Origin of the sequence: Streptococcus sanguinis SK355 (assembly GCF_000212855.1) — a bacterium.
In the GTDB taxonomy this organism is placed as follows: domain Bacteria; phylum Bacillota; class Bacilli; order Lactobacillales; family Streptococcaceae; genus Streptococcus; species Streptococcus sanguinis_A.
Window position 1 is genome coordinate 673947 of the sequence record NZ_GL890993.1, and the last position, 23143, is coordinate 697089.

The 23143-nt window shown below is 42.8% G+C and carries 36 protein-coding genes; 35 read left to right on the forward strand and 1 reads right to left on the reverse strand.

All coding sequences use genetic code 11. The features are described 5' to 3' along the window. The first annotated feature begins 67 nt into the window (after positions 1 to 67). From polA to HMPREF9389_RS07975, 3 genes are all read left to right on the forward strand, one after another. On the forward strand, positions 68 to 2710 hold the full coding sequence (polA, locus tag HMPREF9389_RS07985) for a DNA polymerase I (protein WP_002928767.1): 2643 nt from the start codon (positions 68 to 70) through the stop codon (positions 2708 to 2710). A gap of 164 nt (positions 2711 to 2874) precedes the next feature. Then, positions 2875 to 3312, forward strand: coding sequence for a CoA-binding protein (locus HMPREF9389_RS07980; RefSeq protein WP_032906296.1), 438 nt, complete (start codon positions 2875 to 2877; stop codon positions 3310 to 3312). Position 3313: 1 nt separating this feature from the next. After that, the gene (locus HMPREF9389_RS07975) at positions 3314 to 3826 is read left to right on the forward strand and encodes a kinase (protein ID WP_002905778.1); all 513 of its coding nucleotides are present in this window, start codon (positions 3314 to 3316) and stop codon (positions 3824 to 3826) included. 32 nt (positions 3827 to 3858) lie between these two features. Here HMPREF9389_RS07975 and HMPREF9389_RS07970 read toward each other — a convergent pair whose 3' ends face one another. Next, the gene (locus HMPREF9389_RS07970; RefSeq protein WP_002928769.1) at positions 3859 to 4719 is read right to left on the reverse strand and encodes a DUF975 family protein; all 861 of its coding nucleotides are present in this window, start codon (positions 4717 to 4719) and stop codon (positions 3859 to 3861) included. 152 nt (positions 4720 to 4871) lie between these two features. On the opposite strand from HMPREF9389_RS07970, the gene tgt reads away from it, so the two are divergent. The 32 genes from tgt to HMPREF9389_RS07820 all read left to right on the forward strand — a co-directional run bounded on the left by tgt (position 4872) and on the right by HMPREF9389_RS07820 (position 23097). Further along, complete coding sequence (tgt, locus tag HMPREF9389_RS07965; protein ID WP_002928781.1) at positions 4872 to 6014, forward strand: tRNA guanosine(34) transglycosylase Tgt; 1143 nt, start codon at positions 4872 to 4874, stop codon at positions 6012 to 6014. 25 nt (positions 6015 to 6039) lie between these two features. Beyond that, the gene (locus tag HMPREF9389_RS07960; protein WP_002928784.1) at positions 6040 to 6678 is read left to right on the forward strand and encodes a uridine kinase family protein; all 639 of its coding nucleotides are present in this window, start codon (positions 6040 to 6042) and stop codon (positions 6676 to 6678) included. 375 nt (positions 6679 to 7053) lie between these two features. Beyond that, a complete protein-coding gene (gene rpsJ, locus HMPREF9389_RS07955) occupies positions 7054 to 7362 on the forward strand; it encodes a 30S ribosomal protein S10 (RefSeq protein ID WP_002894478.1) in 309 nt (102 codons plus the stop codon). Positions 7363 to 7446: 84 nt separating this feature from the next. After that, a complete protein-coding gene (gene rplC / locus HMPREF9389_RS07950) occupies positions 7447 to 8073 on the forward strand; it encodes a 50S ribosomal protein L3 (RefSeq protein ID WP_002928788.1) in 627 nt (208 codons plus the stop codon). A 24-nt stretch (positions 8074 to 8097) separates the two neighbouring features. Next, positions 8098 to 8721 carry a 50S ribosomal protein L4 gene (gene rplD, locus HMPREF9389_RS07945; protein ID WP_000024549.1) on the forward strand — a complete coding sequence of 208 codons (624 nt, stop codon included), beginning with the start codon at positions 8098 to 8100 and terminating at the stop codon, positions 8719 to 8721. Then, positions 8721 to 9017 (forward strand): 50S ribosomal protein L23, encoded by a 297-nt coding sequence (locus HMPREF9389_RS07940; protein WP_001055347.1) that lies wholly within the window; start codon positions 8721 to 8723, stop codon positions 9015 to 9017. The genes rplD and HMPREF9389_RS07940 overlap by 1 nt, the downstream gene beginning before the upstream one ends. A 17-nt stretch (positions 9018 to 9034) precedes the next feature. Further along, entirely contained in the window at positions 9035 to 9868 is an 834-nt protein-coding gene (gene rplB / locus HMPREF9389_RS07935; protein ID WP_000512910.1) for a 50S ribosomal protein L2, read from the forward strand. 102 nt (positions 9869 to 9970) lie between these two features. Next, complete coding sequence (gene rpsS / locus HMPREF9389_RS07930) at positions 9971 to 10252, forward strand: 30S ribosomal protein S19 (RefSeq protein WP_000533766.1); 282 nt, start codon at positions 9971 to 9973, stop codon at positions 10250 to 10252. Positions 10253 to 10263: 11 nt separating this feature from the next. Beyond that, the gene (gene rplV / locus HMPREF9389_RS07925) at positions 10264 to 10608 is read left to right on the forward strand and encodes a 50S ribosomal protein L22 (protein ID WP_000818137.1); all 345 of its coding nucleotides are present in this window, start codon (positions 10264 to 10266) and stop codon (positions 10606 to 10608) included. A gap of 12 nt (positions 10609 to 10620) precedes the next feature. Beyond that, complete coding sequence (rpsC, locus tag HMPREF9389_RS07920; protein ID WP_000529936.1) at positions 10621 to 11274, forward strand: 30S ribosomal protein S3; 654 nt, start codon at positions 10621 to 10623, stop codon at positions 11272 to 11274. Positions 11275 to 11277: 3 nt separating this feature from the next. Further along, positions 11278 to 11691, forward strand: coding sequence for a 50S ribosomal protein L16 (gene rplP, locus HMPREF9389_RS07915; protein WP_002928793.1), 414 nt, complete (start codon positions 11278 to 11280; stop codon positions 11689 to 11691). Between the two features lie 9 nt (positions 11692 to 11700). Continuing rightward, positions 11701 to 11907, forward strand: coding sequence for a 50S ribosomal protein L29 (rpmC, locus tag HMPREF9389_RS07910; protein ID WP_000772918.1), 207 nt, complete (start codon positions 11701 to 11703; stop codon positions 11905 to 11907). Positions 11908 to 11931: 24 nt separating this feature from the next. Further along, a complete protein-coding gene (gene rpsQ, locus HMPREF9389_RS07905) occupies positions 11932 to 12192 on the forward strand; it encodes a 30S ribosomal protein S17 (protein WP_000440801.1) in 261 nt (86 codons plus the stop codon). A 25-nt stretch (positions 12193 to 12217) separates the two neighbouring features. Continuing rightward, complete coding sequence (gene rplN / locus HMPREF9389_RS07900; protein ID WP_002928796.1) at positions 12218 to 12586, forward strand: 50S ribosomal protein L14; 369 nt, start codon at positions 12218 to 12220, stop codon at positions 12584 to 12586. Positions 12587 to 12658: 72 nt separating this feature from the next. After that, entirely contained in the window at positions 12659 to 12964 is a 306-nt protein-coding gene (gene rplX / locus HMPREF9389_RS07895) for a 50S ribosomal protein L24 (RefSeq protein ID WP_000497691.1), read from the forward strand. Positions 12965 to 12987: 23 nt separating this feature from the next. After that, positions 12988 to 13530, forward strand: coding sequence for a 50S ribosomal protein L5 (gene rplE, locus HMPREF9389_RS07890; protein ID WP_000013542.1), 543 nt, complete (start codon positions 12988 to 12990; stop codon positions 13528 to 13530). Between the two features lie 17 nt (positions 13531 to 13547). Continuing rightward, positions 13548 to 13733, forward strand: a complete 186-nt coding sequence (locus HMPREF9389_RS11600; RefSeq protein ID WP_001085699.1) for a type Z 30S ribosomal protein S14 — start codon at positions 13548 to 13550, stop codon at positions 13731 to 13733. A 212-nt stretch (positions 13734 to 13945) separates the two neighbouring features. Next, positions 13946 to 14344 (forward strand): 30S ribosomal protein S8, encoded by a 399-nt coding sequence (gene rpsH / locus HMPREF9389_RS07885; RefSeq protein ID WP_002928800.1) that lies wholly within the window; start codon positions 13946 to 13948, stop codon positions 14342 to 14344. Between the two features lie 189 nt (positions 14345 to 14533). Beyond that, complete coding sequence (gene rplF / locus HMPREF9389_RS07880) at positions 14534 to 15070, forward strand: 50S ribosomal protein L6 (RefSeq protein WP_002928801.1); 537 nt, start codon at positions 14534 to 14536, stop codon at positions 15068 to 15070. 85 nt (positions 15071 to 15155) lie between these two features. After that, on the forward strand, positions 15156 to 15512 hold the full coding sequence (rplR, locus tag HMPREF9389_RS07875; RefSeq protein ID WP_009659213.1) for a 50S ribosomal protein L18: 357 nt from the start codon (positions 15156 to 15158) through the stop codon (positions 15510 to 15512). Between the two features lie 17 nt (positions 15513 to 15529). Beyond that, complete coding sequence (gene rpsE, locus HMPREF9389_RS07870) at positions 15530 to 16024, forward strand: 30S ribosomal protein S5 (protein WP_002894506.1); 495 nt, start codon at positions 15530 to 15532, stop codon at positions 16022 to 16024. A 13-nt stretch (positions 16025 to 16037) separates the two neighbouring features. Then, positions 16038 to 16220, forward strand: coding sequence for a 50S ribosomal protein L30 (gene rpmD / locus HMPREF9389_RS07865; protein ID WP_002894509.1), 183 nt, complete (start codon positions 16038 to 16040; stop codon positions 16218 to 16220). 154 nt (positions 16221 to 16374) lie between these two features. Then, on the forward strand, positions 16375 to 16815 hold the full coding sequence (rplO, locus tag HMPREF9389_RS07860; protein WP_002901833.1) for a 50S ribosomal protein L15: 441 nt from the start codon (positions 16375 to 16377) through the stop codon (positions 16813 to 16815). 12 nt (positions 16816 to 16827) lie between these two features. Continuing rightward, on the forward strand, positions 16828 to 18135 hold the full coding sequence (gene secY / locus HMPREF9389_RS07855) for a preprotein translocase subunit SecY (RefSeq protein WP_002928804.1): 1308 nt from the start codon (positions 16828 to 16830) through the stop codon (positions 18133 to 18135). Between the two features lie 173 nt (positions 18136 to 18308). Further along, positions 18309 to 18947 carry an adenylate kinase gene (locus tag HMPREF9389_RS07850; RefSeq protein ID WP_002928809.1) on the forward strand — a complete coding sequence of 213 codons (639 nt, stop codon included), beginning with the start codon at positions 18309 to 18311 and terminating at the stop codon, positions 18945 to 18947. A 117-nt stretch (positions 18948 to 19064) separates the two neighbouring features. Further along, positions 19065 to 19283 (forward strand): translation initiation factor IF-1, encoded by a 219-nt coding sequence (gene infA / locus HMPREF9389_RS07845; RefSeq protein ID WP_001029883.1) that lies wholly within the window; start codon positions 19065 to 19067, stop codon positions 19281 to 19283. 22 nt (positions 19284 to 19305) lie between these two features. After that, positions 19306 to 19422, forward strand: a complete 117-nt coding sequence (gene rpmJ, locus HMPREF9389_RS11605; protein WP_001808836.1) for a 50S ribosomal protein L36 — start codon at positions 19306 to 19308, stop codon at positions 19420 to 19422. Between the two features lie 17 nt (positions 19423 to 19439). Beyond that, positions 19440 to 19805 carry a 30S ribosomal protein S13 gene (gene rpsM / locus HMPREF9389_RS07840; protein WP_002894516.1) on the forward strand — a complete coding sequence of 122 codons (366 nt, stop codon included), beginning with the start codon at positions 19440 to 19442 and terminating at the stop codon, positions 19803 to 19805. 19 nt (positions 19806 to 19824) lie between these two features. Beyond that, positions 19825 to 20208 carry a 30S ribosomal protein S11 gene (rpsK, locus tag HMPREF9389_RS07835; protein WP_001118385.1) on the forward strand — a complete coding sequence of 128 codons (384 nt, stop codon included), beginning with the start codon at positions 19825 to 19827 and terminating at the stop codon, positions 20206 to 20208. Positions 20209 to 20253: 45 nt separating this feature from the next. After that, positions 20254 to 21192 (forward strand): DNA-directed RNA polymerase subunit alpha, encoded by a 939-nt coding sequence (locus tag HMPREF9389_RS07830; RefSeq protein WP_002894519.1) that lies wholly within the window; start codon positions 20254 to 20256, stop codon positions 21190 to 21192. A gap of 11 nt (positions 21193 to 21203) precedes the next feature. Continuing rightward, entirely contained in the window at positions 21204 to 21590 is a 387-nt protein-coding gene (gene rplQ / locus HMPREF9389_RS07825; protein WP_002928810.1) for a 50S ribosomal protein L17, read from the forward strand. Between the two features lie 247 nt (positions 21591 to 21837). Further along, a complete protein-coding gene (locus HMPREF9389_RS07820) occupies positions 21838 to 23097 on the forward strand; it encodes a glutamate-cysteine ligase family protein (protein ID WP_002928811.1) in 1260 nt (419 codons plus the stop codon). Positions 23098 to 23143 lie beyond the last annotated feature (46 nt).

Here is a 23143-nt window from a genome sequence, read left to right on the forward strand (position 1 = left end):
AAAATCACTTTTTATTTTCCACACCGCCTTTTCTGTCTTTGTCTGCCTTTCGTGTTATAATAAACCTATGGAAAAAAAGAATAAGTTATTATTAATCGACGGTTCGTCCGTTGCTTTTCGCGCTTTTTTTGCGCTTTATAATCAAATCGACCGTTTCAAGAGTCCATCTGGTCTGCATACTAATGCTATTTATGGCTTTCACCTCATGCTCAATCATCTCTTGGAGCGCGTGCAGCCGACCCATGTCCTGGTAGCTTTTGATGCTGGTAAGACGACCTTCCGGACTGAGATGTACGCCGACTATAAGGCTGGTCGAGCCAAGACACCGGATGAATTTCGTGAGCAGCTGCCCTTTATCCGAGAAATGCTGCAGCACTTAGGCATTCACTTCTACGATTTAGCCCAGTATGAGGCAGATGACATCATCGGGACCTTGGACAAGATGGCTGAAAAGACAGTTGTTCCTTACGATGTGACCATTGTCAGCGGCGATAAAGACTTGATTCAGCTGACGGATGACAATACCGTGGTGGAAATTTCCAAGAAAGGCGTGGCCGAGTTTGAGGAATTTACCCCTGCCTACCTCATGGAAAAGATGGGTATCACGCCAGAGCAGTTTATTGACCTCAAGGCGCTGATGGGCGATCAGTCAGATAATATCCCTGGCGTGACCAAGATTGGTGAGAAGACTGGTCTCAAGCTCCTCTTAGAGTATGGTTCTTTGGAAAATCTCTATGAAAATATTGATCAGCTCAAGGCTTCCAAGATGAAGGAAAATCTGATCAATGACAAGGACAAGGCTTTCTTATCAAAAACCCTAGCTACCATCAATACTCAGGCTCCGATTGAAATCGGACTGGATGATTTGGTTTATAAGGGTCCGCAGGTAGAGAATCTGAGCAAGTTCTATGACGAGATGGGTTTCAAGCAACTCAAGGCTCAACTAGGAACGGCTCAGGATCCTGTAGAAGTCAAACCAATTGAATTTACCAAAGTGACTGAGGTCACAGAGGATATGCTTGCACCAGAGCAATTCTTCTATTTTGAAATCTTGGGTGACAACTACCACAAGGAAGAGATTGTTAGTCTTGCCTGGGGTGATAGCCGTCAGATTTATGTCGGCACCAGCGATTTACTGCAGCAACCTCTCTTTCAGGAGTTTTTAACAAAAACAGCTCTGAAAACCTACGACCTCAAGCGGACCAAGGTACTGCTCAGTCATTATGGTATCGAACTACCAGCAGCAGCCTTTGATGCGCGCCTAGCCAAGTATCTGCTTTCGACGGTCGAGGACAATGAGCTGGCGACTATTGCTCGCCTCTACGGTCAAACGATTTTGCCGACGGATGACGAGGTTTATGGCAAGGGAGCCAAGCGCGCTCTGCCAGAGCAAGAGCGGCTCTTTGAGCATCTAGCTCGTAAGGTCCAAGTACTGCTGGAAACAGAAGAGCCGATGCTGGAACAGCTCCGCGCTCACGATCAGCTGAATTTGTTGCTTGAAATGGAGCAGCCATTGGCCTTTGTCCTAGCCAAGATGGAGATTGCGGGGATCAAGGTTGAGCGGGAAACCCTGCAGGGCATGCAGGCAGAAAATGAAAAGACGCTGGAAAGTCTAACGCAGGAGATTTATGACCTGGCTGGTCAGGAGTTCAATATTAACTCGCCGAAACAGCTGGGAACTATTCTCTTTGAGGATATGGGGCTGCCGCTGGAGTACACCAAAAAGACCAAGACAGGCTACTCGACAGCAGTTGATGTGCTGGAGCGTTTAGCACCGATAGCACCGATTGTGTCTAAGATTCTGGAATACCGTCAAATCAGCAAGCTTCAGTCCACTTATATCATCGGACTGCAGGAGGCGATTGCGGCTGACAGTAAGATTCACACTCGCTATGTTCAGGATTTGACTCAGACGGGCCGCCTGTCCTCGGTTGACCCTAATCTGCAGAATATCCCCGTTCGTTTGGAGCAGGGGCGCCTTATTCGTAAGGCCTTTGTGCCAGAGTGGGCAGACAGTGTGCTACTCAGCTCGGATTATTCTCAGATTGAGCTGCGGGTGTTGGCTCACATTTCGCAGGATGAGCATCTGATTGCTGCCTTTCAGCATGGGGAAGACATCCACACGGCAACAGCTATGCGGGTCTTTGGCATCGAGAAGGCAGAGGATGTAACGCCAAATGATCGCCGCAATGCCAAGGCCGTTAACTTCGGAGTCGTCTATGGCATTTCTGACTTTGGACTGGCCAATAATCTAGGCATTTCTCGCAAGGCTGCTAAAGATTATATTCAAACTTATTTTGAGCGTTTCCCTGGTATCAAGAATTATATGGAAACCATCGTCCGCGAAGCACGTGATAAAGGCTATGTAGAGACTATTTACCATCGCCGTCGCTCCTTGCCGGACATCAATTCCCGCAACTTTAATATCCGAAATTTTGCGGAGCGCACAGCTATTAACAGCCCAATCCAAGGATCGGCCGCAGACATTCTCAAAGTCGCTATGATTAATCTGGACCGAGCTCTGACAGAGAAGAATTTCAAATCTCGCATGCTCTTGCAGGTGCACGATGAAATCGTGCTGGAAGTGCCAAATGACGAGCTAACAGCCGTCCGCAAGCTGGTCAAAGCCACGATGGAAGCCGCAATAGAACTGGCTGTTCCCCTAGTCGCAGATGAAAATGCCGGCCAAACTTGGTACGAGGCGAAATAAAACAAGATACAAAGAGCGTCAAAACCGACTGAAAATTAGGCAGCCGGACGAAGGACTCATGCTCCTAGAACGGATTATCTATTTTCTAAGGTTTTAGCTCGGATTCAGTTAAGAAGCAAATACTGCAAAACTATCTAGCTTTATTATGAATGAGGAGGAATCCTATGACTTATCATTTTCAAAATCCCAGTGATGCCATTGTCAAGCATTATCTGGGAAACAGCAAGGTGATTGCTGTTGTTGGCTTGTCTGACCGCGAAGAAACGACCAGCAACCGTGTGTCCAAGGAGATGCAGGAGCGGGGCTATCGCATTATCCCAGTCAATCCTCGTGCAGCGGGCGGTCAGATTTTTGGCGAGACTGTTTATGCCAGTCTCAAAGACATTCCTTTCCCAGTGGATATTGTCGATGTATATCGCCGCAGTGAGTTTTTGCCGGATGTGGCACTGGATTTTCTGCAGACGGATGCCAAGATCTTCTGGGCTCAGTTGGGCTTGGAGAATGAGGAAGCTGAGCAGATTTTGCGGGCAGCTGGTCGGGATGACATTGTCATGGACCGCTGCATTAAACGCGAGCACACTCGCTTGATTCTGGGCGAATAAGATGGCTAAGTTAGTCATCATTCGTGGCAACTCGGGCTCTGGCAAGTCTAGCCTAGCCAGGAAACTGCAGACTCACTATGGCCAAGGGACTCTCCTGATAGCGCAGGATACGGTTAGACGGGATATGCTCAAGGAAAAAGTTGAGCTGGGAAATTTGTCTATTGACCTGACGGAAACATTGGCACGATTCGGTTACGAACATGATTTGTTGGTTCTGGTAGAAGGATTTTATGAGACAGACATTTACGGACAGATGCTAGAGCGGTTGAAAAAACTCTTCGCTCCGCAGGTCTTTGCTTACTACTATGACCTATCCTTTGAAGAAACAGTCCGCCGCCATCAGACCAGAGTTAAACAAGAAGAATTTACTCCAGCCGACATGAAGCGCTGGTGGAATGACCGAGACTTCTTAGGCTGGGAAGAGGAATCCTTCTTCACAGATGAGGATTCACTAGAGGCAGCCTATGATAAAATCTGCTCTGCCCTTGAAAGAACAGACTATAATAGTAAATAAAAAAACAACTCACAAGCTTAGGACAAGGAGTTCTATGCCTGTGGGTTGTTTTCGTTTAGAATAGCTTTTTCTTTTTTCAACTCTTCGTAGAAGAGAATGTAAGCAGTCGCAGTATAAGGGAGAACCATAATATTGAGTATACCATAAGTCATTTTGGCCAATAAATTCCAGCCGATGAAGCTCAGGTCCAGCAGAAATAGCTTTCCTTTATAGCCCTTCATTAGTTTCCGACTTTGACGGATAGCAGAGAAAGCTCCCTGGTAGATATCAGTTTCAAGCTGGTCGTAGAGGATGAGCTTTGCTTGAGAATATGCGTAGTACTGAGGAACGGTGATGCCTAGACCAACCAATATCAAGAGGCTTCCCAGTAACATACCAGGGGTGTATTGAAGAATCTGCTGTCCTGCCTCGCTTTGAGCTGTCACCACTGTATGGGCAGGAATTTTTTCCGAAATGTTGAGAATCTTATAAGCATTGAAGACGGACAGAAGACTCCCGCAAAATATAGGAAGATTCCAAAGGAAAAGCAAGAGCTGCTTGAGCAAAACGGTTTTGAAAACAGGTGTGAAGTTCTTGCTCGTAAACAGATGCCCAATATCTGAAAAGCGGACCTCATTCTTTTTCTTACGGATGACGGTTATCATGGTGTAGCTGGCAGAAAGCAGCAGGAGAGACGTGATAAACTGAATGGTCGTCGGAAAAAGAGTCCGGCTAATCAGAAAATATATGAACTGGCTGAAGGTCAGGTCGGAAACGGAGTCTCTTAAATTCCCAATAAGGGAAAGTAAGATGTTTAAGATACCGGCAAGAGTAGGGGCCGCAAACAAAAGAAAAATCCCCCTCGTTTGACTGCGGACGGTACGAGCCTGAGCTCTAATGTTACTTAGATTCATAATTCCTCCATTTGGATTTGTCTGTTACATTATATCATACCCCGTGACAGATAGAAGTTTTTTTGGTAAAATCATACGGTATCTTGTGAGCCCTTGCTGCTCATTATATAGACGAAAAATCGCTGGGACTGTTTTTCCCAGCAGGAGGAAACATGTCAACATCACCGATTCAGTATCGTTTGATTAAAAAAGAAAAGCACACAGGTGCTCGTTTGGGAGAGATTATCACGCCTCACGGGACTTTTCCGACGCCTATGTTTATGCCGGTTGGGACCCAGGCGACGGTTAAGACCCAGTCACCTGAAGAGCTCAAGCAAATGGGTTCAGGTATCATCTTGTCCAATACTTATCACCTCTGGTTGCGGCCAGGCGATGAGCTGATTGCCCGTGCAGGTGGCCTGCATAAGTTTATGAACTGGGACCAGCCTATTCTGACGGATAGCGGCGGTTTTCAGGTTTATTCTCTAGCTGACAGCCGCAATATCACAGAAGAAGGAGTAACTTTCAAGAATCACCTCAATGGTTCCAAAATGTTCCTGTCGCCAGAAAAGGCCATCTCCATCCAGAACAATCTAGGCAGTGACATCATGATGTCCTTTGACGAGTGTCCGCAGTTCTACCAACCTTATGACTATGTTAAGAAGTCCATTGAGCGGACTAGCCGTTGGGCAGAGCGTGGCCTCAAGGCCCACAGCCGTCCGCACGACCAAGGTCTCTTTGGGATTGTTCAGGGTGCTGGGTTTGAAGATTTACGCCGCCAGTCTGCTCAAGACTTGGTCAGCATGGATTTCCCAGGCTATTCGATTGGCGGCTTGGCTGTCGGAGAGTCTCACGAAGAGATGAATGCAGTTCTGGACTTCACAACGCCTATGCTGCCTGAAAGCAAGCCCCGCTATCTCATGGGAGTGGGAGCGCCAGACAGCTTGATTGATGGGGTTATCCGTGGTGTGGATATGTTTGACTGCGTCCTGCCGACTCGCATTGCCCGAAACGGCACCTGTATGACCAGCGAAGGACGTCTGGTGGTTAAAAATGCTCAGTTTGAGGAAGATTTCACGCCGCTGGACCATGACTGTGACTGCTACACTTGCAGCAACTACACGCGGGCTTATATCCGCCACTTGCTCAAAGCGGACGAAACCTTTGGCATCCGCCTGACCAGCTATCACAACCTCTACTTCTTGGTAAACCTTATGAAGAAGGTTCGCCAAGCTATCATGGATGACAACCTGCTGGAATTCCGTGAAGACTTTATTGAGCGCTACGGCTACAATAAATCCAGCCGAAATTTCTAAGAAGCTCCATTTGAAAGGGGAAGCTATGTCTGATGAAGAGAAATTGCTGAAAAGATTGACAGCGTATCTGTCAGACGACCCAAAACATACTATACGTATATATGGTCATGGTGCTTCAGGCAAGTCAACTTTTGCTCGAAAACTCCAGCTAACCTTGGGTGAGGAACGAGCCAATCTGCTAGCAACAGATCCTTACGTAATTGCTGGAGGGTATCGAGATTTGCTCAGTTCCAAAGATTTTCCTCATCAAAAAGTAACAGCCTGTCTCCCAGCTGTTCATGAACTAAGCAGTCTGGAGCGAGATATTTGTGCCTTGCAGTCTGGTCTGGATATTCTGACCATTGGCACAGCTTGGTCGCCTAGCTTGCGTTTATCGGCCCGAAAGCCGGTTTTAATAGTAGAAGGCATGTCGGCTGCCTTTTTGCCTGAAAGTTTATTTGATTTGTCGATTTGTTTTTACACGGATGATCAGACTGAGTTAGAGCGCCGCTTGGCTCGGGACGTGGCTGTGCGAGAGCGCATGTCAGAGTGGATAAAGCAGACACATCTGGCTCGACGAGAGCAATATAGGCACTTCTATCAGCCCTATCTAGCGGCTGCAGACCTTGTCATCTGCCAGTCAGGAAACAGCTTTCGTATCGAAAAGGACAGCACCTTGTTATAAGACAAAGTAGCCAAGAGTAAATTTTCATTTTTGATCTCACTGATGCTCATGTCAGTGAGATTTTGTATTTTCTGAATACAAACTCGAATAAATAGGTGGAAAAGTCTAAATTTTCTTCTAGATAATGACTTACAAGACTTATAAATTGTTTAGAAAACACTTTCATAAAAAATTATCCTAAAAATCTTTAAAAAATTACTCAAATCCCTTGCAATGACTGGTTCTTTGTGTTAAGATACTATGGTGCTGTAAAAATACAGCGTGTAGCTTTGATGCAAGAGGTTGCGACACGCTCGGTTGCATTGCCACGCAATCCCCTGTCGGTTTTCTTGTGGAGCTAGCCTATTATCTTAAATAGACGAAAAGGAGAAAAAGATGGCAAACAAAAAAATCCGCATCCGTTTGAAAGCTTACGAACATCGTACACTTGATACAGCGGCTGCAAAAATCGTAGAAACTGCTACTCGTACTGGTGCTGAAGTTGCGGGTCCAATCCCACTTCCAACTGAGCGCAGCCTCTACACAATCATTCGTGCGACTCACAAATACAAAGACTCTCGCGAACAATTTGAAATGCGTACTCACAAACGCTTGATTGATATCATCAACCCAACTCAAAAAACAGTTGACGCTTTGATGAAATTGGATCTTCCAAGTGGTGTGAACGTAGAGATTAAACTTTAATCTAAAGCTTGATCTAAACCAGAGCATGAAAAACGCTCGTTAAAAACTTTTTGAAAAAAATTATAGAAAAGGAAACATTTTCTCATGACAAAAGGAATCTTAGGGAAAAAAGTGGGAATGACTCAAATCTTCACTGAAGCTGGCGAATTAATCCCTGTAACTGTTGTTGAAGCAGCTCCAAACGTTGTTCTTCAAGTTAAAACAGTTGAAACAGATGGTTACAACGCAGTTCAAGTTGGTTTTGATGACCTTCGTGACGTATTGAGCAACAAACCTGCCAAAGGCCATGTAGCGAAAGCTAACACAGCTCCTAAGCGCTTCATTCGTGAATTCAAAAACATTGAAGGCTTGGAAGTAGGAGCAGAAATCACTGTCGATACATTCGAAGCTGGTGATGTTGTTGATGTAACAGGAACTTCAAAAGGTAAAGGTTTCCAAGGTGTTATCAAACGCCACGGACAATCACGTGGACCTATGGCTCACGGTTCTCGTTACCACCGTCGTCCAGGTTCTATGGGACCTGTTGCACCTAACCGCGTATTCAAAGGTAAAAACCTTGCAGGACGTATGGGTGGTGACCGTGTAACAATTCAAAACCTTGAAGTTGTACAAGTTGTTCCAGAAAAGAACGTTATCCTTATCAAAGGTAACGTACCAGGTGCTAAGAAATCTCTTATCACTATCAAGTCAGCAGTTAAAGCTGGTAAATAATAAGGAAAGGGGAATACAGTCAAAATGGCAAATGTAACATTATTCGACCAAACTGGTAAACAAGCGGGCGAAGTTGTTCTTAACGATGCAATCTTTGGTATCGAACCAAACCAATCTGTTGTGTTTGATGTGATCATCAGCCAACGTGCTAGCCTTCGTCAAGGAACTCACGCAGTTAAAAACCGCTCAGCTGTTTCAGGTGGCGGACGCAAACCATGGCGTCAAAAAGGAACTGGACGTGCTCGTCAAGGTTCTATCCGCTCTCCACAATGGCGTGGTGGTGGAATCGTCTTCGGACCAACTCCACGTAGCTATGCGTACAAACTTCCTCAAAAAGTTCGTCGCCTTGCGCTTAAATCTGTTTACTCAGAAAAAGTTGCTGAAAACAAATTTGTAGCCGTTGATTCTCTTGAATTTACAGCTCCAAAAACTGCTGAATTTGCAAAAGTTCTTGCAGCTTTGAGCATCGATTCTAAAGTCCTTGTTATTCTTGAAGAAGGAAACGAATTCGCAGCTCTCTCAGCTCGTAACCTTCCAAACGTGAAAGTTGCGACTGCTACAACTGCAAGTGTTCTTGACATCGCAAATAGTGACAAACTTCTTGTTACTCAAGCAGCTATCTCTAAAATCGAGGAGGTTCTTGCATAATGAATTTGTATGATGTTATCAAAAAACCTGTTATCACTGAAAGCTCAATGGCTCAACTTGAAGCAGGGAAATATGTATTTGAAGTTGACACTCGTGCACACAAACTTTTGATCAAGCAAGCTGTTGAAGCTGCTTTCGAAGGTGTTAAAGTTGCAAATGTTAACACAATCAACGTAAAACCTAAAGCTAAACGTGTTGGACGTTACACTGGTTTTACTAACAAAACTAAAAAAGCTATCATCACTCTTACAGCTGATTCAAAAGCAATCGAGTTGTTTGCAGCTGAAGCTGAATAATCTAAGGAGGAAATATCGTGGGAATTCGTGTTTATAAACCAACAACAAACGGTCGCCGTAATATGACTTCTTTGGATTTCGCTGAAATCACAACAAGCACTCCTGAAAAATCATTGCTTGTTGCATTGAAGAGCAAGGCTGGTCGTAACAACAACGGTCGTATCACAGTTCGTCACCAAGGTGGTGGACACAAACGTTTCTACCGTTTGGTTGACTTTAAACGTAACAAAGACAACGTTGAAGCGGTTGTTAAAACTATCGAGTACGATCCAAACCGTTCTGCAAACATCGCTCTTGTACACTACACTGATGGTGTGAAAGCATACATCATTGCTCCAAAAGGTCTTGAAGTAGGTCAACGTATCGTTTCAGGTCCAGAAGCAGATATCAAAGTCGGAAACGCTCTTCCACTTGCTAACATCCCAGTTGGTACTTTGATCCACAACATCGAATTGAAACCAGGTCGTGGTGGAGAATTGGTACGTGCTGCTGGAGCTTCTGCTCAAGTATTGGGTCAAGAAGGTAAATACGTTCTTGTTCGTCTTCAATCAGGTGAAGTTCGTATGATTCTTGGAACTTGTCGTGCAACAGTTGGTGTTGTCGGAAACGAACAACATGGACTTGTAAACCTTGGTAAAGCAGGACGTAGCCGTTGGAAAGGTATCCGCCCAACAGTTCGTGGTTCTGTAATGAACCCTAACGATCACCCACACGGTGGTGGTGAAGGTAAAGCACCAGTTGGTCGTAAAGCACCATCAACTCCATGGGGCAAACCTGCTCTTGGTCTTAAAACTCGTAACAAGAAAGCGAAATCTGACAAACTTATCGTTCGTCGTCGCAACGAGAAATAACTTAAAACTAGTCGCTTAAGCGCTAGATAATCCGCCAGCTCGGTAGCGCTCGTTGAGAGCGCAAGCCGCTGTGGTACTATATTTAAAGGAGAAAATATAAAAATGGGACGCAGTCTTAAAAAAGGACCTTTCGTCGATGAGCATTTGATGAAAAAAGTTGAAGCTCAAGCTAACGACGAAAAGAAAAAAGTTATCAAAACTTGGTCACGTCGTTCAACGATCTTCCCAAGTTTCATTGGTTACACTATCGCAGTTTATGATGGACGTAAACACGTACCTGTTTACATCCAAGAAGACATGGTAGGTCACAAGCTTGGTGAATTCGCACCAACTCGTACTTACAAAGGTCACGCCGCAGACGACAAGAAGACACGTAGAAAATAAGGAGAACATAAATGGCAGAAATTACTTCAGCTAAAGCAATGGCTCGCACAGTACGTGTTTCACCTCGTAAATCACGTCTTGTTCTTGACAACATCCGTGGTAAAAGCGTAGCCGATGCAATCGCAATTTTGACATTCACTCCAAACAAAGCTGCTGAAATCATCTTGAAAGTTTTGAACTCAGCTGTAGCTAACGCTGAAAACAACTTTGGTTTGGATAAAGCTAACTTGGTAGTATCTGAAGCATTCGCAAACGAAGGACCAACTATGAAACGTTTCCGTCCACGTGCAAAAGGTTCAGCTTCACCAATCAACAAACGTACAGCTCACATCACTGTAGCTGTTGCAGAAAAATAAGGAGGTAAAATCGTGGGTCAAAAAGTACATCCAATTGGTATGCGTGTCGGCATCATCCGTGATTGGGATGCCAAATGGTATGCTGAAAAAGAATACGCGGATTACCTTCATGAAGATCTTGCAATCCGTAAATTCGTTCAAAAAGAACTTGCTGACGCAGCAGTTTCAACTATTGAAATTGAACGCGCAGTAAACAAAGTTAACGTTTCACTTCACACTGCTAAACCAGGTATGGTTATCGGTAAAGGTGGTGCTAACGTTGATGCACTCCGTGCAAAACTTAACAAATTGACTGGTAAACAAGTACACATCAACATCATCGAAATCAAACAACCTGATTTGGATGCTCACCTTGTTGGTGAAGGTATTGCTCGTCAATTGGAGCAACGTGTTGCTTTCCGTCGTGCACAAAAACAAGCAATCCAACGTGCAATGCGTGCTGGAGCTAAAGGAATTAAAACTCAAGTATCAGGTCGTTTGAACGGTGCAGATATCGCCCGTGCTGAAGGATACTCTGAAGGGACTGTTCCACTTCACACACTTCGTGCAGATATCGATTACGCTTGGGAAGAAGCAGACACTACATACGGTAAACTTGGTGTTAAAGTATGGATCTACCGTGGTGAAGTTCTTCCAGCTCGTAAAAACACTAAAGGAGGTAAATAACCAATGTTAGTACCTAAACGTGTTAAACACCGTCGTGAATTCCGTGGTAAAATGCGCGGTGAAGCTAAAGGTGGGAAAGAAGTAGCATTCGGTGAATACGGTCTTCAAGCTACAACTAGCCACTGGATCACTAACCGCCAAATCGAAGCTGCTCGTATCGCCATGACTCGTTACATGAAACGTGGTGGTAAAGTTTGGATTAAAATCTTCCCACACAAATCTTACACAGCTAAAGCTATCGGGGTTCGTATGGGATCTGGTAAAGGGGCACCTGAAGGTTGGGTAGCACCAGTTAAACGTGGTAAAGTAATGTTTGAAGTTGCTGGTGTATCTGAAGAAGTTGCTCGCGAAGCGCTTCGTCTTGCAAGCCACAAATTGCCAGTTAAATGTAAATTCGTAAAACGTGAAGCAGAATAAGGAGAAGGCATGAAACTTAATGAAGTAAAAGAATTTGTTAAAGAACTTCGTGGTCTTTCTCAAGAAGAACTCGCGAAGCGCGAAAACGAATTGAAAAAAGAATTGTTCGAACTTCGTTTCCAAGCTGCTACTGGTCAATTAGAACAAACAGCTCGCTTGAAAGAAGTTAAAAAACAAATCGCTCGTATCAAAACAGTTCAATCTGAAGCGAAATAATAGACTAGGGAAGGAGAAATTTCAATGGAACGCAATAATCGTAAAGTTCTTGTTGGACGTGTTGTATCTGACAAAATGGACAAGACAATCACAGTTGTAGTTGAAACAAAACGTAACCACCCAGTCTATGGTAAACGTATTAACTACTCTAAAAAATACAAAGCACATGATGAAAACAATGTTGCCAAAGAAGGCGATATCGTACGTATCATGGAAACTCGCCCGCTTTCAGCTACAAAACGTTTCCGTCTTGTAGAAGTTGTTGAAGAAGCGGTCATCATCTAATCAAACCTGAAAGGAGAAAACTGAAATGATTCAAACAGAAACTCGTTTGAAAGTCGCAGACAACAGCGGTGCTCGCGAAATCTTGACTATCAAAGTTCTTGGTGGTTCAGGACGTAAATTTGCAAACATCGGTGATGTTATTGTGGCATCTGTAAAACAAGCTACTCCTGGTGGTGCGGTTAAAAAAGGTGACGTTGTTAAAGCAGTTATCGTTCGTACTAAATCAGGTGCTCGTCGTGCTGATGGTTCATACATCAAATTTGACGAAAACGCAGCAGTTATCATCCGTGACGACAAAACTCCTCGCGGAACACGTATCTTTGGCCCAGTTGCACGTGAATTGCGTGAAGGTGGCTTCATGAAGATCGTGTCACTTGCTCCAGAAGTACTTTAATCAATAAAAACAAACACAGTCCCCTGGCTTAGCCAGGGTGCCCATTGGGCGTAAGAATAAAAGGAGAAAAAAATGTTTGTAAAAAAAGGCGACAAAGTTCGCGTAATCGCTGGTAAAGATAAGGGAACAGAAGCTGTTGTCCTTACTGCCCTTCCAAAAGTAAACAAAGTTATCGTTGAAGGTGTTAACATCGTTAAGAAACACCAACGTCCAACTAATGAACTTCCTCAAGGTGGTATCATCGAGAAGGAAGCAGCTATCCACGTATCAAACGTTCAAGTTTTGGACAAAAATGGAGTAGCTGGTCGTGTTGGTTACAAATTTGTAGACGGTAAAAAAGTTCGCTACAACAAAAAATCAGGCGAAGTGCTTGATTAATCACGAAGGAAAGGAGAAGTATAATGGCAAATCGTTTAAAAGAAAAATATCTTAATGAAGTAGTTCCTGCTTTGACAGAACAATTTAACTACTCATCAGTGATGGCTGTTCCTAAAGTGGATAAGATCGTTTTGAACATGGGTGTTGGTGAAGCAGTATCAAACGCTAAAAGCCTTGAAAAAGCTGCTGAAGAATTGGCGCTTATCTCAGGTCAAAAACCACTTATCACTAAAGCTAAAAAATCTATCGCCGGCTTCCGTCTTCGTGAAGGTGTTGCGATCGGTGCAAAAGTTACCCTTCGTGGTGAACGTATGTACGAATTCTTGGATAAATTGGTTTCAGTATCACTTCCACGTGTACGTGACTTCCACGGTGTTCCAACAAAATCATTTGACGGACGCGGAAACTACACACTTGGTGTGAAAGAGCAATTGATTTTCCCAGAAATCAACTTTGATGACGTTGACAAAACTCGTGGTCTTGACATCGTTATCGTTACTACTGCTAACACTGACGAAGAGTCACGTGCATTGCTTACAGGCCTTGGAATGCCTTTTGCAAAATAATATAGGAGGTATAACTAATGGCTAAAAAATCTATGATTGCTAAGAACAAACGCCCAGCGAAGTTCTCTACTCAAGCATACACTCGCTGTGAACGTTGTGGACGTCCACACTCAGTTTACCGCAAGTTTAAACTTTGCCGTGTTTGCTTCCGTGAATTGGCATATAAAGGTCAAATCCCTGGTGTAACAAAAGCATCTTGGTAATATCGTGATACAAAGAGTGTAACAACCCTAGCAAAAATACGAGATTTGGTGCAGGAGCGGTGCTCCAAGACAAATCTATCTTTTTTGCCCAGGTTGTAGCTCGTGTTCAAATGGGATTATCTTGTTTGAATGTGTCAATACTATCTGAGCCCAGCTCAATCATTAACTAGCAAGTGCAACTTGCAAACTACTAGTAAGAGGAGAAAAATAAAATGGTTATGACTGACCCAATCGCAGACTTCCTAACTCGTATTCGTAACGCTAACCAAGCAAAACACGAAGTACTTGAAGTACCTGCATCAAACATCAAAAAAGGGATTGCTGAAATCCTGAAGCGTGAAGGTTTTGTAAAAAACGTTGAAATCATTGAAGATGACAAACAAGGCATCATCCGTGTATTCCTTAAATACGGACAAAATGGTGAAAAAGTTATCACTGGTTTGAAACGTATTTCAAAACCAGGTCTGCGTGTTTACAAGAAGCGCGAAGATCTTCCAAAAGTTCTGAACGGACTTGGAATTGCTATCCTTTCAACATCTGAAGGTTTGCTGACTGACAAAGAAGCACGCCAAAAGAATGTTGGTGGAGAAGTTATCGCTTACGTTTGGTAATATTTAGCTCCCAATTTCTGTGTGACTCTTCGTTATCGTCCCTTGCCTAACCCAGAGTTATGCCCGCAAGACGATGCCTTGATTCACTTTGAAATTGAGACCTAAATTTCCCTTTAAATTGAGAAATCGATTTAACCCCCGTGAAAACTGGTCGCTTGCGACCTGACAATCTAACAGGAGAATATATACATGTCACGTATTGGTAATAAAGTTATCGTGTTGCCTGCTGGTGTTGAAATCAGCAACAAAGACAACGTTGTAACTGTAAAAGGACCTAAAGGAGAACTGACTCGTGAGTTCTCAAAAGATATTGAAATCCGTGTGGAAGGAACTGAAGTAACTCTTCACCGTCCAAACGATTCAAAAGAAATGAAAACAATCCACGGAACTACTCGTGCCCTTTTGAACAACATGGTTGTTGGTGTATCAGAAGGATTCAAGAAAGAACTTGAAATGCGTGGGGTTGGTTACCGTGCTCAACTTCAAGGCAAAAAGCTTGTACTTTCAGTTGGTAAATCTCATCCAGACGAAGTAGAAGCACCAGAAGGCATCACTTTTGAACTTCCAAACCCAACGACTATCGTTATCAGCGGAATTTCAAAAGAAGTAGTTGGACAAACTGCAGCTTACGTACGTAGCCTGCGTGCTCCAGAGCCATACAAAGGTAAAGGTATCCGCTACGTTGGTGAATTCGTTCGCCGTAAAGAAGGTAAAACTGGTAAATAATCTTGTCTGGCTGATTTTTTCAGCCAAGCAAGCTGTTTTCCAAGGTTGTGCATAAGCACAAGATTAAAATTAAGAGGTGAAAATTGTGATTACGAAACCAGATAAAAATAAAATCCGCCAAAAACGCCACCGTCGCGTTCGCGGAAAACTCTCTGGAACTGCTGATCGCCCACGTTTGAACGTATTCCGTTCTAATACAGGCATCTACGCTCAAGTGATTGATGACGTAGCGGGTGTAACGCTCGCAAGCGCTTCAACTCTTGACAAAGAAGTTTCAAAAGGAACTAAAACAGAACAAGCCGTTGTTGTTGGTAAGCTCGTTGCTGAACGTGCAGTTGCTAAAGGTATTTCTGAAGTCGTCTTCGACCGCGGTGGATATCTCTATCACGGACGTGTAAAAGCTTTGGCTGATGCAGCTCGTGAAAACGGATTGAAATTCTAAGAGGAGGACACTAGAAAATGGCATTTAAAGACAACGCAGTTGAACTTGAAGAACGTTTAGTTGCCATCAACCGTGTTACAAAAGTTGTTAAAGGTGGACGCCGTCTTCGCTTTGCAGCTCTTGTAGTTGTTGGTGACCGCAATGGTCGTGTTGGCTTCGGTACTGGTAAAGCTCAAGAAGTACCAGAAGCAATCCGCAAAGCAGTTGAAGATGCGAAGAAGAATTTGATTGAAGTACCAATGGTTGGCACAACAATTCCTCACGAAGTTCTTTCAGAATTTGGCGGAGCTAAAGTATTGCTTAAGCCAGCTGTTGAGGGTTCTGGAGTTGCTGCTGGTGGTGCGGTTCGTGCCGTCATCGAGTTGGCAGGTGTAGCAGATGTTACGTCTAAATCTCTTGGCTCTAACACTCCAATCAACATCGTTCGCGCAACTGTTGAAGGTTTGAAACAATTAAAACGCGCTGAAGAAGTTGCTGCCCTTCGTGGTATTTCAGTTTCTGACTTGGCATAAGAAAGGGGATAACATGGCTCAAATTAAAATTACTTTGACTAAGTCTCCAATCGGACGCATCCCGTCACAACGTAAAACTGTTGTAGCACTTGGACTTGGCAAATTGAACAGCTCAGTTATCAAAGAAGATAATCCAGCAGTACGCGGTATGATTACTGCAGTATCACACTTGGTAACTGTTGAAGAAGTTAAATAAGCTTTGCTGGTTTAACAACTTTAAATTAAAATACGTTAGGGGATGGGATTTTCTCAGCCCCTAAAACTAAATATATGTATAGGCGAGTTTATATAGGAGACACCTTTTCTCCTATATGAGCGCTAGCATTTTACAAAAGAGGAGAAATAATATAATGAAACTTCATGAATTACAACCTGCTGCAGGTTCTCGTAAAGTCCGCAACCGTGTTGGTCGTGGTACATCATCTGGTAACGGTAAAACATCTGGCCGTGGTCAAAAAGGTCAAAAAGCTCGTAGCGGTGGCGGCGTTCGCCTTGGTTTTGAAGGTGGACAAACTCCATTGTTCCGTCGTCTTCCAAAACGTGGTTTCCTGAACATCAACCGCAAAGAATATGCGATTGTTAACCTTGACCAACTGAACGCCTTTGAAGATGGCGCTGAAGTAACACCAGTTGTTCTCATCGAAGCAGGTATTGTAAAAGCTGAAAAATCAGGTATCAAGATTCTTGGTAACGGAGAATTGACAAAGAAATTGACTGTTAAGGCAGCTAAATTCTCTAAATCAGCTGAAGAAGCTATCACTGCTAAAGGTGGTTCAGTGGAAGTCATCTAAGCGAGGTGACCTATGTTTTTCAAACTATTAAAAGACGCATTTAAAATCAAACAGGTACGGTCTAAGATACTGTTCACGATTTTTATCATCTTAGTTTTCCGTATCGGTACAACCATAACGGTTCCAGGAATTAATGCCAAAGCTTTGAGCAACTTGAATGATTTGCCATTCTTGAATATGCTGAGCTTGGTCTCTGGTAATGCCATGCGCAACTTCTCTGTCTTTGCACTTGGAGTCAGTCCATACATCACAGCATCTATCGTTGTTCAGCTGCTACAAATGGACTTGCTTCCGAAGTTTGTAGAGTGGGGTAAGCAAGGTGAGGTAGGACGCAGGAAGCTGAATCAAGCGACTCGTTATATTGCCCTATTTTTGGCCTTTGTGCAGGCGATTGGGATTACCGCTGGTTTCGATACTCTCTCAAGAGCTAATCTGGTCGCCAATCCTAATGTGCAGACCTACGCTTTGATTTGTGTTCTTCTAGCAACGGGTTCTATGATTGTGACCTGGCTGGGCGAGCAAATCACGGATAAGGGTTATGGGAATGGCGTTTCCATGATCATCTTTGCTGGTATCGTTTCAGCTATCCCTGATATGATTAAAGGTATCTATGAAGATTACTTTGTCAATATCCCTAGTGATCGTTTGACTTCATCCTTCATTTTTGTAGGGATTCTGATTGTGGCAGTCCTGCTTATCATTTACTTTACAACCTTTGTACAGCAGGCTGAATATAAAATTCCAATTCAGTATACGAAAGTAGCTAAGGGTGCACCTTCTAGCTCCTATCTGCCACTGAAAGTCAATCCAGCTGGGGTTATTCCAGTAATCTTTGCCAGCTCCATTACAGCTGCACCGGCGGCGATTTTCCAAGTTGTCAGTGCCATGGGCTATGACGCAGATTGGGTTAAGACAGCTCAGTCACTTTTGGCAACAACGACCATTAGTGGTATGTTCATGTACGCCTTCCTGATTGTCCTCTTTACATTCTTCTATACTTTTGTACAGATTAATCCAGAGAAGACAGCAGAAAATCTGCAAAAGAGCGGAGCCTACATTCCAGGTGTTCGTCCAGGTAAAGGAACAGAAGACTACATGTCTAAGCTGTTGCGTCGTTTGGCAACAGTGGGTTCTCTCTTCCTAGGTTTCATTTCTATCCTTCCTATCTTGGCTAAAGATGTATTTGGATTGACAGATGCCGTTGCTCTTGGAGGAACCAGTCTCTTGATCATCATCTCAACTGGTATTGAGGGAATGAAACAGCTAGAAGGCTACCTGCTGAAGAGAAAGTATGTCGGCTTTATGAATACTTCAGAGTAAGGGAACTTTTGAATTGCTTTTCTAATGAGAAGCTTGTTCAGATAACCTTTCTTGAACCGAAAATAAACAAAATAAAAGGGGACAGAGTAGACTCACCCCCTTCTATTTTGTTTTTAAACGAGTTTATTAATCGGTTTAATAGATTGCTTTAAAAACAAAAAAGGAGACCAATCATGAATCTTTTGATTATGGGCTTACCAGGTGCTGGTAAAGGAACTCAAGCTGCTAAAATCGTTGAGCGCTTCAATGTTGCACATATTTCAACTGGAGATATGTTCCGTGCGGCGATTGCTAACCAAACAGAGATGGGCATTTTAGCCAAGTCTTATATTGACAAGGGCGAGTTGGTGCCAGATGAAGTCACAAACGGAATCGTTAAAGAACGCCTTTCACAGGACGACATCAAAGAAACAGGTTTCTTGTTGGATGGTTACCCACGTACGATTGAACAAGCCCATGCCTTGGACAAAACATTGGCTGAACTTGGTATCGAACTTGAAGGTGTAATCAATATCGAAGTGAACCCAGACTGTCTCTTGGAGCGTTTGAGCGGCCGGATTATCCATCGTGAAACAGGTGAAACCTTCCATAAGGTTTTTAATCCACCAGCAGACTACAAGGAAGAGGATTATTACCAGCGTGAAGATGATAAGCCTGAGACAGTTAAACGTCGTTTGGATGTCAATATCGCTCAGGGTCAGCCGATTATTGATCACTATCGCAGCAAAGGTCTGGTCCATGATATTCAAGGAAATCAAGATATTAATGATGTCTTCTCAGCTATCGAAAAAGTCTTGACAAATTTGAAATAAAAGCGTTTTTCCTGCTTGCAATATTTGACAAGTAGTGATACAATGAATTAGTCTGACTTATAATTGTTACCTCTGTGCTCAGAGGGATCAAATCGAAATTTATGGAGGTACTTTTGCGTGGCAAAAGACGATGTGATTGAGGTTGAAGGCAAGGTAGTTGATACAATGCCTAATGCAATGTTTACGGTTGAACTTGAAAATGGACATCAGATTTTAGCAACAGTTTCTGGTAAAATTCGTAAAAACTATATTCGTATTTTAGCGGGAGACCGTGTGACTGTAGAAATGAGTCCCTATGATTTGACACGTGGACGGATCACATACCGCTTTAAATAATCGAAAAACTTGGAGGGAAAAAATGAAAGTAAGACCATCGGTCAAACCAATTTGCGAATACTGCAAAGTAATTCGTCGTAATGGTCGTGTTATGGTAATTTGCCCAGCAAATCCAAAACACAAACAACGTCAAGGATAAGATAGAAAGGAGAAAAAATGGCTCGTATTGCTGGAGTTGACATTCCAAATGACAAACGTGTAGTCGTTTCGCTGACTTATGTGTACGGTATCGGACTTCCAACTTCTAAGAAAATCTTGGCAGCTGCTGGAGTTTCAGAAGATATTCGTGTAAAAGATCTTACAATCGAACAAGAAGACGCTATCCGTCGTGAAGTAGATGCGATTAAAGTTGAAGGTGACCTTCGTCGTGAAGTAAACTTGAACATCAAACGTTTGATGGAAATCGGTTCATACCGTGGAATCCGTCACCGTCGTGGACTTCCTGTCCGTGGACAAAACACTAAAAATAACGCCCGCACTCGTAAAGGTAAAGCTGTTGCGATTGCAGGTAAGAAAAAATAATATAAGGAGGTAAAAAGTTTTGGCTAAACCAACACGTAAACGTCGTGTGAAGAAAAATATCGAATCCGGTATTGCTCATATTCACGCTACATTTAATAACACTATTGTTATGATTACTGATGTGCATGGTAACGCGATTGCTTGGTCATCTGCTGGAGCTCTTGGATTTAAAGGTTCTCGTAAATCCACACCATTTGCTGCCCAAATGGCATCTGAAGCAGCTGCTAAATCTGCACAGGAACACGGTCTGAAATCAGTTGAAGTTACTGTAAAAGGTCCAGGTTCTGGTCGTGAGTCTGCTATTCGTGCTCTTGCTGCCGCTGGTCTTGAAGTAACAGCTATTCGTGATGTGACTCCTGTACCACACAATGGTGCTCGTCCTCCAAAACGTCGCCGTGTATAATCACCAACCGTTACACTGCTTTTCGTTTAAGAGGGAGTATAGCAAATGATTGAGTTTGAAAAACCAAATATAACAAAAATTGATGAAAATAAAGATTATGGCAAGTTTGTAGTAGAGCCGCTTGAGCGTGGCTATGGTACAACACTGGGAAATTCTCTTCGCCGTGTGCTTTTGGCTTCACTTCCAGGTGCTGCTGTTACTTCAATTAATATTGAAGGTGTTTTGCACGAGTTTGATACGATTTCCGGTGTCCGTGAAGACGTGATGCAAATTATTCTGAACGTCAAAGGGATTGCTGTAAAATCTTACGTCCAAGACGAAAAGATTATTGAACTGGATGTTGAAGGGCCAGCAGAAGTAACTGCCGGAGATATTTTGACAGACAGTGACATTGAAATTATAAACCCTGATCATTATCTCTTTACAATCGGAGAAGGTGCAAGCTTTAAAGCAACAATGACTGTCAACAGCGGTCGTGGTTATGTGCCTGCAGATGAAAATAAGAAAGATGATGCACCAGTGGGAACACTTGCGGTGGATTCTATCTATACGCCAGTGACAAAAGTTAATTACCAGGTTGAGCCAGCTCGTGTTGGTAGCAACGATGGTTTTGACAAACTAACCCTTGAAATTTTAACGAATGGAACAATTATTCCAGAAGATGCTTTGGGACTTTCAGCCCGCATCCTTACGGAACATTTGAATCTCTTCACTAACCTGACAGAAGTAGCTATCGCTGCAGACGTTATGAAGGAAGCAGAAAAGACTTCTGATGACCGCATTTTGGAACGGACCATCGAAGAATTAGATTTGTCAGTTCGCTCATACAACTGTTTGAAACGTGCAGGTATCAATACTGTATTTGATTTGACAGAAAAATCTGAGCCAGAAATGATGAAAGTTCGTAACTTGGGACGCAAGAGTCTGGAAGAAGTAAAAGTTAAACTTGCTGATCTCGGTCTGGGGTTAAAAAACGATAAATAAAGGAGGAATACATGGCTTACCGTAAACTAGGACGCACTAGCTCACAACGTAAAGCAATGCTTCGCGATTTGACTACTGATTTGCTGATCAACGAATCAATCGTGACAACTGAAGCTCGTGCTAAAGAAATCCGTAAAACAGTTGAAAAAATGATTACATTGGGCAAACGTGGAGACTTGCACGCTCGTCGTCAAGCAGCAGCTTTTGTACGCAATGAAATCGCATCAGAAAACTATGATGAAGAAACAGAAAAGTATACTACAACTACTGCTCTTCAAAAATTGTTCTCTGAGATTGCACCACGCTATGCAGAGCGCAACGGTGGATATACTCGTATCCTGAAAACTGAACCGCGCCGCGGAGATGCTGCGCCAATGGCAATCATCGAATTAGTATAAGATCATCAATCTTTGTTGAGTGTTATGATGATGGAATAGAACTTCTATTCTTAGTCTAGCTCTGGTCTACCGCTAGGATTTTTTCCTAGCGGGAACACTCATCATATAGTTGATAATAGGTAGACGCTTGTTTACGAAATTGCTTTTAAGACAAAAACAATTTCGTAAGCAGGCGTTTTTGTATGAAGCTAGGAAAATATCTAAAATTTTGTTATAATACTCTAACACTATCAAAAATTTATAGGAAATGGAAATGATTGATTCAATCCAAATTTTAAAAGAACGCTATTTAAAGAATATTAAAGAAAATCCAACTGTCTACGTTGGCATTGAGTTAGAATTTCCTATTGTCAATAGCCAGTGCGGAGCGACTGATACAAATGTTGCAAAAAATCTCTTGAAACGTCTGTTGGAAGAGTATGATTTTGAGGCAGAACGATTCGATAGAGATGGGAATCCTATCCAACTGAAATCTACTAAAAACGAAGACAGAATTCTTTTTGAGGTCTCTTACAATACTTTGGAATTCGCTTTTGCCAAGGCTAGCAGAATTCAAGAAGTTGAAGAGCGTTTTAAGAACTATCTGAACATTATTCAACCAATTCTTCGCGAAGAAAACCATGAAATTCAAGGAGAAGGTATTCATCCTTTCTGGGCTGAAAATGATAATAGTCCAGTTAAATATCCAAGATATGAAATGTTGATGCAGTATTTAGCTATGGGAAAAAACATGGAAGGTCTGCACAATTATCCGGAATATGGTGCTTTTATTTGTGGGAGTCAAGTGCAGTTGGATGTTTCAAGAGAAAATTATTTAACTGTTATCAATGTCTTCAATCAAATTGAAGCTGCTAAGGCATATCTCTTTGCAAATTCAGAGTTTTCAGATTCTTCTTGGGATACAAAAATAGCTCGGGATATTTTCTGGGAGCAATCGATGCATGGCATTTTACAGGAAAATGCAGGCGTTAATCAGAAAGATTTTCAAACTGAAGATGAATTTTTTGCATATCTTGATAGATCAGCACTTTTTACTGCCGAACGTGAAGGTACATCCTACTATTTCTATCCGATAGCTGCTAATGAATACTTGAGTCAGAAAACTATCGAAGCTTACAGCCTTTCAGGTGAAAAAGTAAACTTGACTCCAAGGGAAGCTGACTTCAGGAATCACAGAAGTTACCAGTATCAAGATTTGACGACACGGGGGACAGTAGAGTTTCGGAGCGTCTGCACCCAGCCTTTTGAAAAAACCTTTGCTTCTGCCGCTTTCCATCTTGGTATTTTAGAAAACTTGGAAAATGTAAAAGCCTGTTTACAAGACGCTCCCTTCTTTCAAGAGGAAGGTCGAGATTACAAAGCTTTAAGAAGAAAGTTTTCCCAAAAAGAGTTGTCTGCAAGTGAAACAGAGCATATTTATGAATTCACAAAGACTTTGCTTCAGTTGGCAAGAGCTGGTTTATTAGCTCGTCAACTAGGAGAGGAAGTATATCTTCCTACACTCTAATAGATGGAAAGACTTTAATGAATAAAAAAACTTCAAAAAAATGTAA

Excerpts from the sequence above, each read along its gene's own strand:
- polA (WP_002928767.1), top strand. The coding sequence starts at position 68 with ATGGAAAAAAAGAATAAGTTATTATTAATCGACGGTTCGTCCGTTGCT.
- HMPREF9389_RS07980 (WP_032906296.1), top strand. The coding sequence starts at position 2,875 with ATGACTTATCATTTTCAAAATCCCAGTGATGCCATTGTCAAGCATTAT.
- HMPREF9389_RS07975 (WP_002905778.1), top strand. The coding sequence starts at position 3,314 with ATGGCTAAGTTAGTCATCATTCGTGGCAACTCGGGCTCTGGCAAGTCT.
- HMPREF9389_RS07970 (WP_002928769.1), bottom strand. The coding sequence starts at position 4,719 with ATGAATCTAAGTAACATTAGAGCTCAGGCTCGTACCGTCCGCAGTCAA.
- tgt (WP_002928781.1), top strand. The coding sequence starts at position 4,872 with ATGTCAACATCACCGATTCAGTATCGTTTGATTAAAAAAGAAAAGCAC.
- HMPREF9389_RS07960 (WP_002928784.1), top strand. The coding sequence starts at position 6,040 with ATGTCTGATGAAGAGAAATTGCTGAAAAGATTGACAGCGTATCTGTCA.
- rpsJ (WP_002894478.1), top strand. The coding sequence starts at position 7,054 with ATGGCAAACAAAAAAATCCGCATCCGTTTGAAAGCTTACGAACATCGT.
- rplC (WP_002928788.1), top strand. The coding sequence starts at position 7,447 with ATGACAAAAGGAATCTTAGGGAAAAAAGTGGGAATGACTCAAATCTTC.
- rplD (WP_000024549.1), top strand. The coding sequence starts at position 8,098 with ATGGCAAATGTAACATTATTCGACCAAACTGGTAAACAAGCGGGCGAA.
- HMPREF9389_RS07940 (WP_001055347.1), top strand. The coding sequence starts at position 8,721 with ATGAATTTGTATGATGTTATCAAAAAACCTGTTATCACTGAAAGCTCA.
- rpsS (WP_000533766.1), top strand. The coding sequence starts at position 9,971 with ATGGGACGCAGTCTTAAAAAAGGACCTTTCGTCGATGAGCATTTGATG.
- rplV (WP_000818137.1), top strand. The coding sequence starts at position 10,264 with ATGGCAGAAATTACTTCAGCTAAAGCAATGGCTCGCACAGTACGTGTT.
- rplP (WP_002928793.1), top strand. The coding sequence starts at position 11,278 with ATGTTAGTACCTAAACGTGTTAAACACCGTCGTGAATTCCGTGGTAAA.
- rpmC (WP_000772918.1), top strand. The coding sequence starts at position 11,701 with ATGAAACTTAATGAAGTAAAAGAATTTGTTAAAGAACTTCGTGGTCTT.
- rpsQ (WP_000440801.1), top strand. The coding sequence starts at position 11,932 with ATGGAACGCAATAATCGTAAAGTTCTTGTTGGACGTGTTGTATCTGAC.
- rplN (WP_002928796.1), top strand. The coding sequence starts at position 12,218 with ATGATTCAAACAGAAACTCGTTTGAAAGTCGCAGACAACAGCGGTGCT.
- rplX (WP_000497691.1), top strand. The coding sequence starts at position 12,659 with ATGTTTGTAAAAAAAGGCGACAAAGTTCGCGTAATCGCTGGTAAAGAT.
- rplE (WP_000013542.1), top strand. The coding sequence starts at position 12,988 with ATGGCAAATCGTTTAAAAGAAAAATATCTTAATGAAGTAGTTCCTGCT.
- HMPREF9389_RS11600 (WP_001085699.1), top strand. The coding sequence starts at position 13,548 with ATGGCTAAAAAATCTATGATTGCTAAGAACAAACGCCCAGCGAAGTTC.
- rpsH (WP_002928800.1), top strand. The coding sequence starts at position 13,946 with ATGGTTATGACTGACCCAATCGCAGACTTCCTAACTCGTATTCGTAAC.
- rplF (WP_002928801.1), top strand. The coding sequence starts at position 14,534 with ATGTCACGTATTGGTAATAAAGTTATCGTGTTGCCTGCTGGTGTTGAA.
- rpsE (WP_002894506.1), top strand. The coding sequence starts at position 15,530 with ATGGCATTTAAAGACAACGCAGTTGAACTTGAAGAACGTTTAGTTGCC.
- rpmD (WP_002894509.1), top strand. The coding sequence starts at position 16,038 with ATGGCTCAAATTAAAATTACTTTGACTAAGTCTCCAATCGGACGCATC.
- rplO (WP_002901833.1), top strand. The coding sequence starts at position 16,375 with ATGAAACTTCATGAATTACAACCTGCTGCAGGTTCTCGTAAAGTCCGC.
- secY (WP_002928804.1), top strand. The coding sequence starts at position 16,828 with ATGTTTTTCAAACTATTAAAAGACGCATTTAAAATCAAACAGGTACGG.
- HMPREF9389_RS07850 (WP_002928809.1), top strand. The coding sequence starts at position 18,309 with ATGAATCTTTTGATTATGGGCTTACCAGGTGCTGGTAAAGGAACTCAA.
- rpmJ (WP_001808836.1), top strand. The coding sequence starts at position 19,306 with ATGAAAGTAAGACCATCGGTCAAACCAATTTGCGAATACTGCAAAGTA.
- rpsM (WP_002894516.1), top strand. The coding sequence starts at position 19,440 with ATGGCTCGTATTGCTGGAGTTGACATTCCAAATGACAAACGTGTAGTC.
- HMPREF9389_RS07830 (WP_002894519.1), top strand. The coding sequence starts at position 20,254 with ATGATTGAGTTTGAAAAACCAAATATAACAAAAATTGATGAAAATAAA.
- rplQ (WP_002928810.1), top strand. The coding sequence starts at position 21,204 with ATGGCTTACCGTAAACTAGGACGCACTAGCTCACAACGTAAAGCAATG.
- HMPREF9389_RS07820 (WP_002928811.1), top strand. The coding sequence starts at position 21,838 with ATGGAAATGATTGATTCAATCCAAATTTTAAAAGAACGCTATTTAAAG.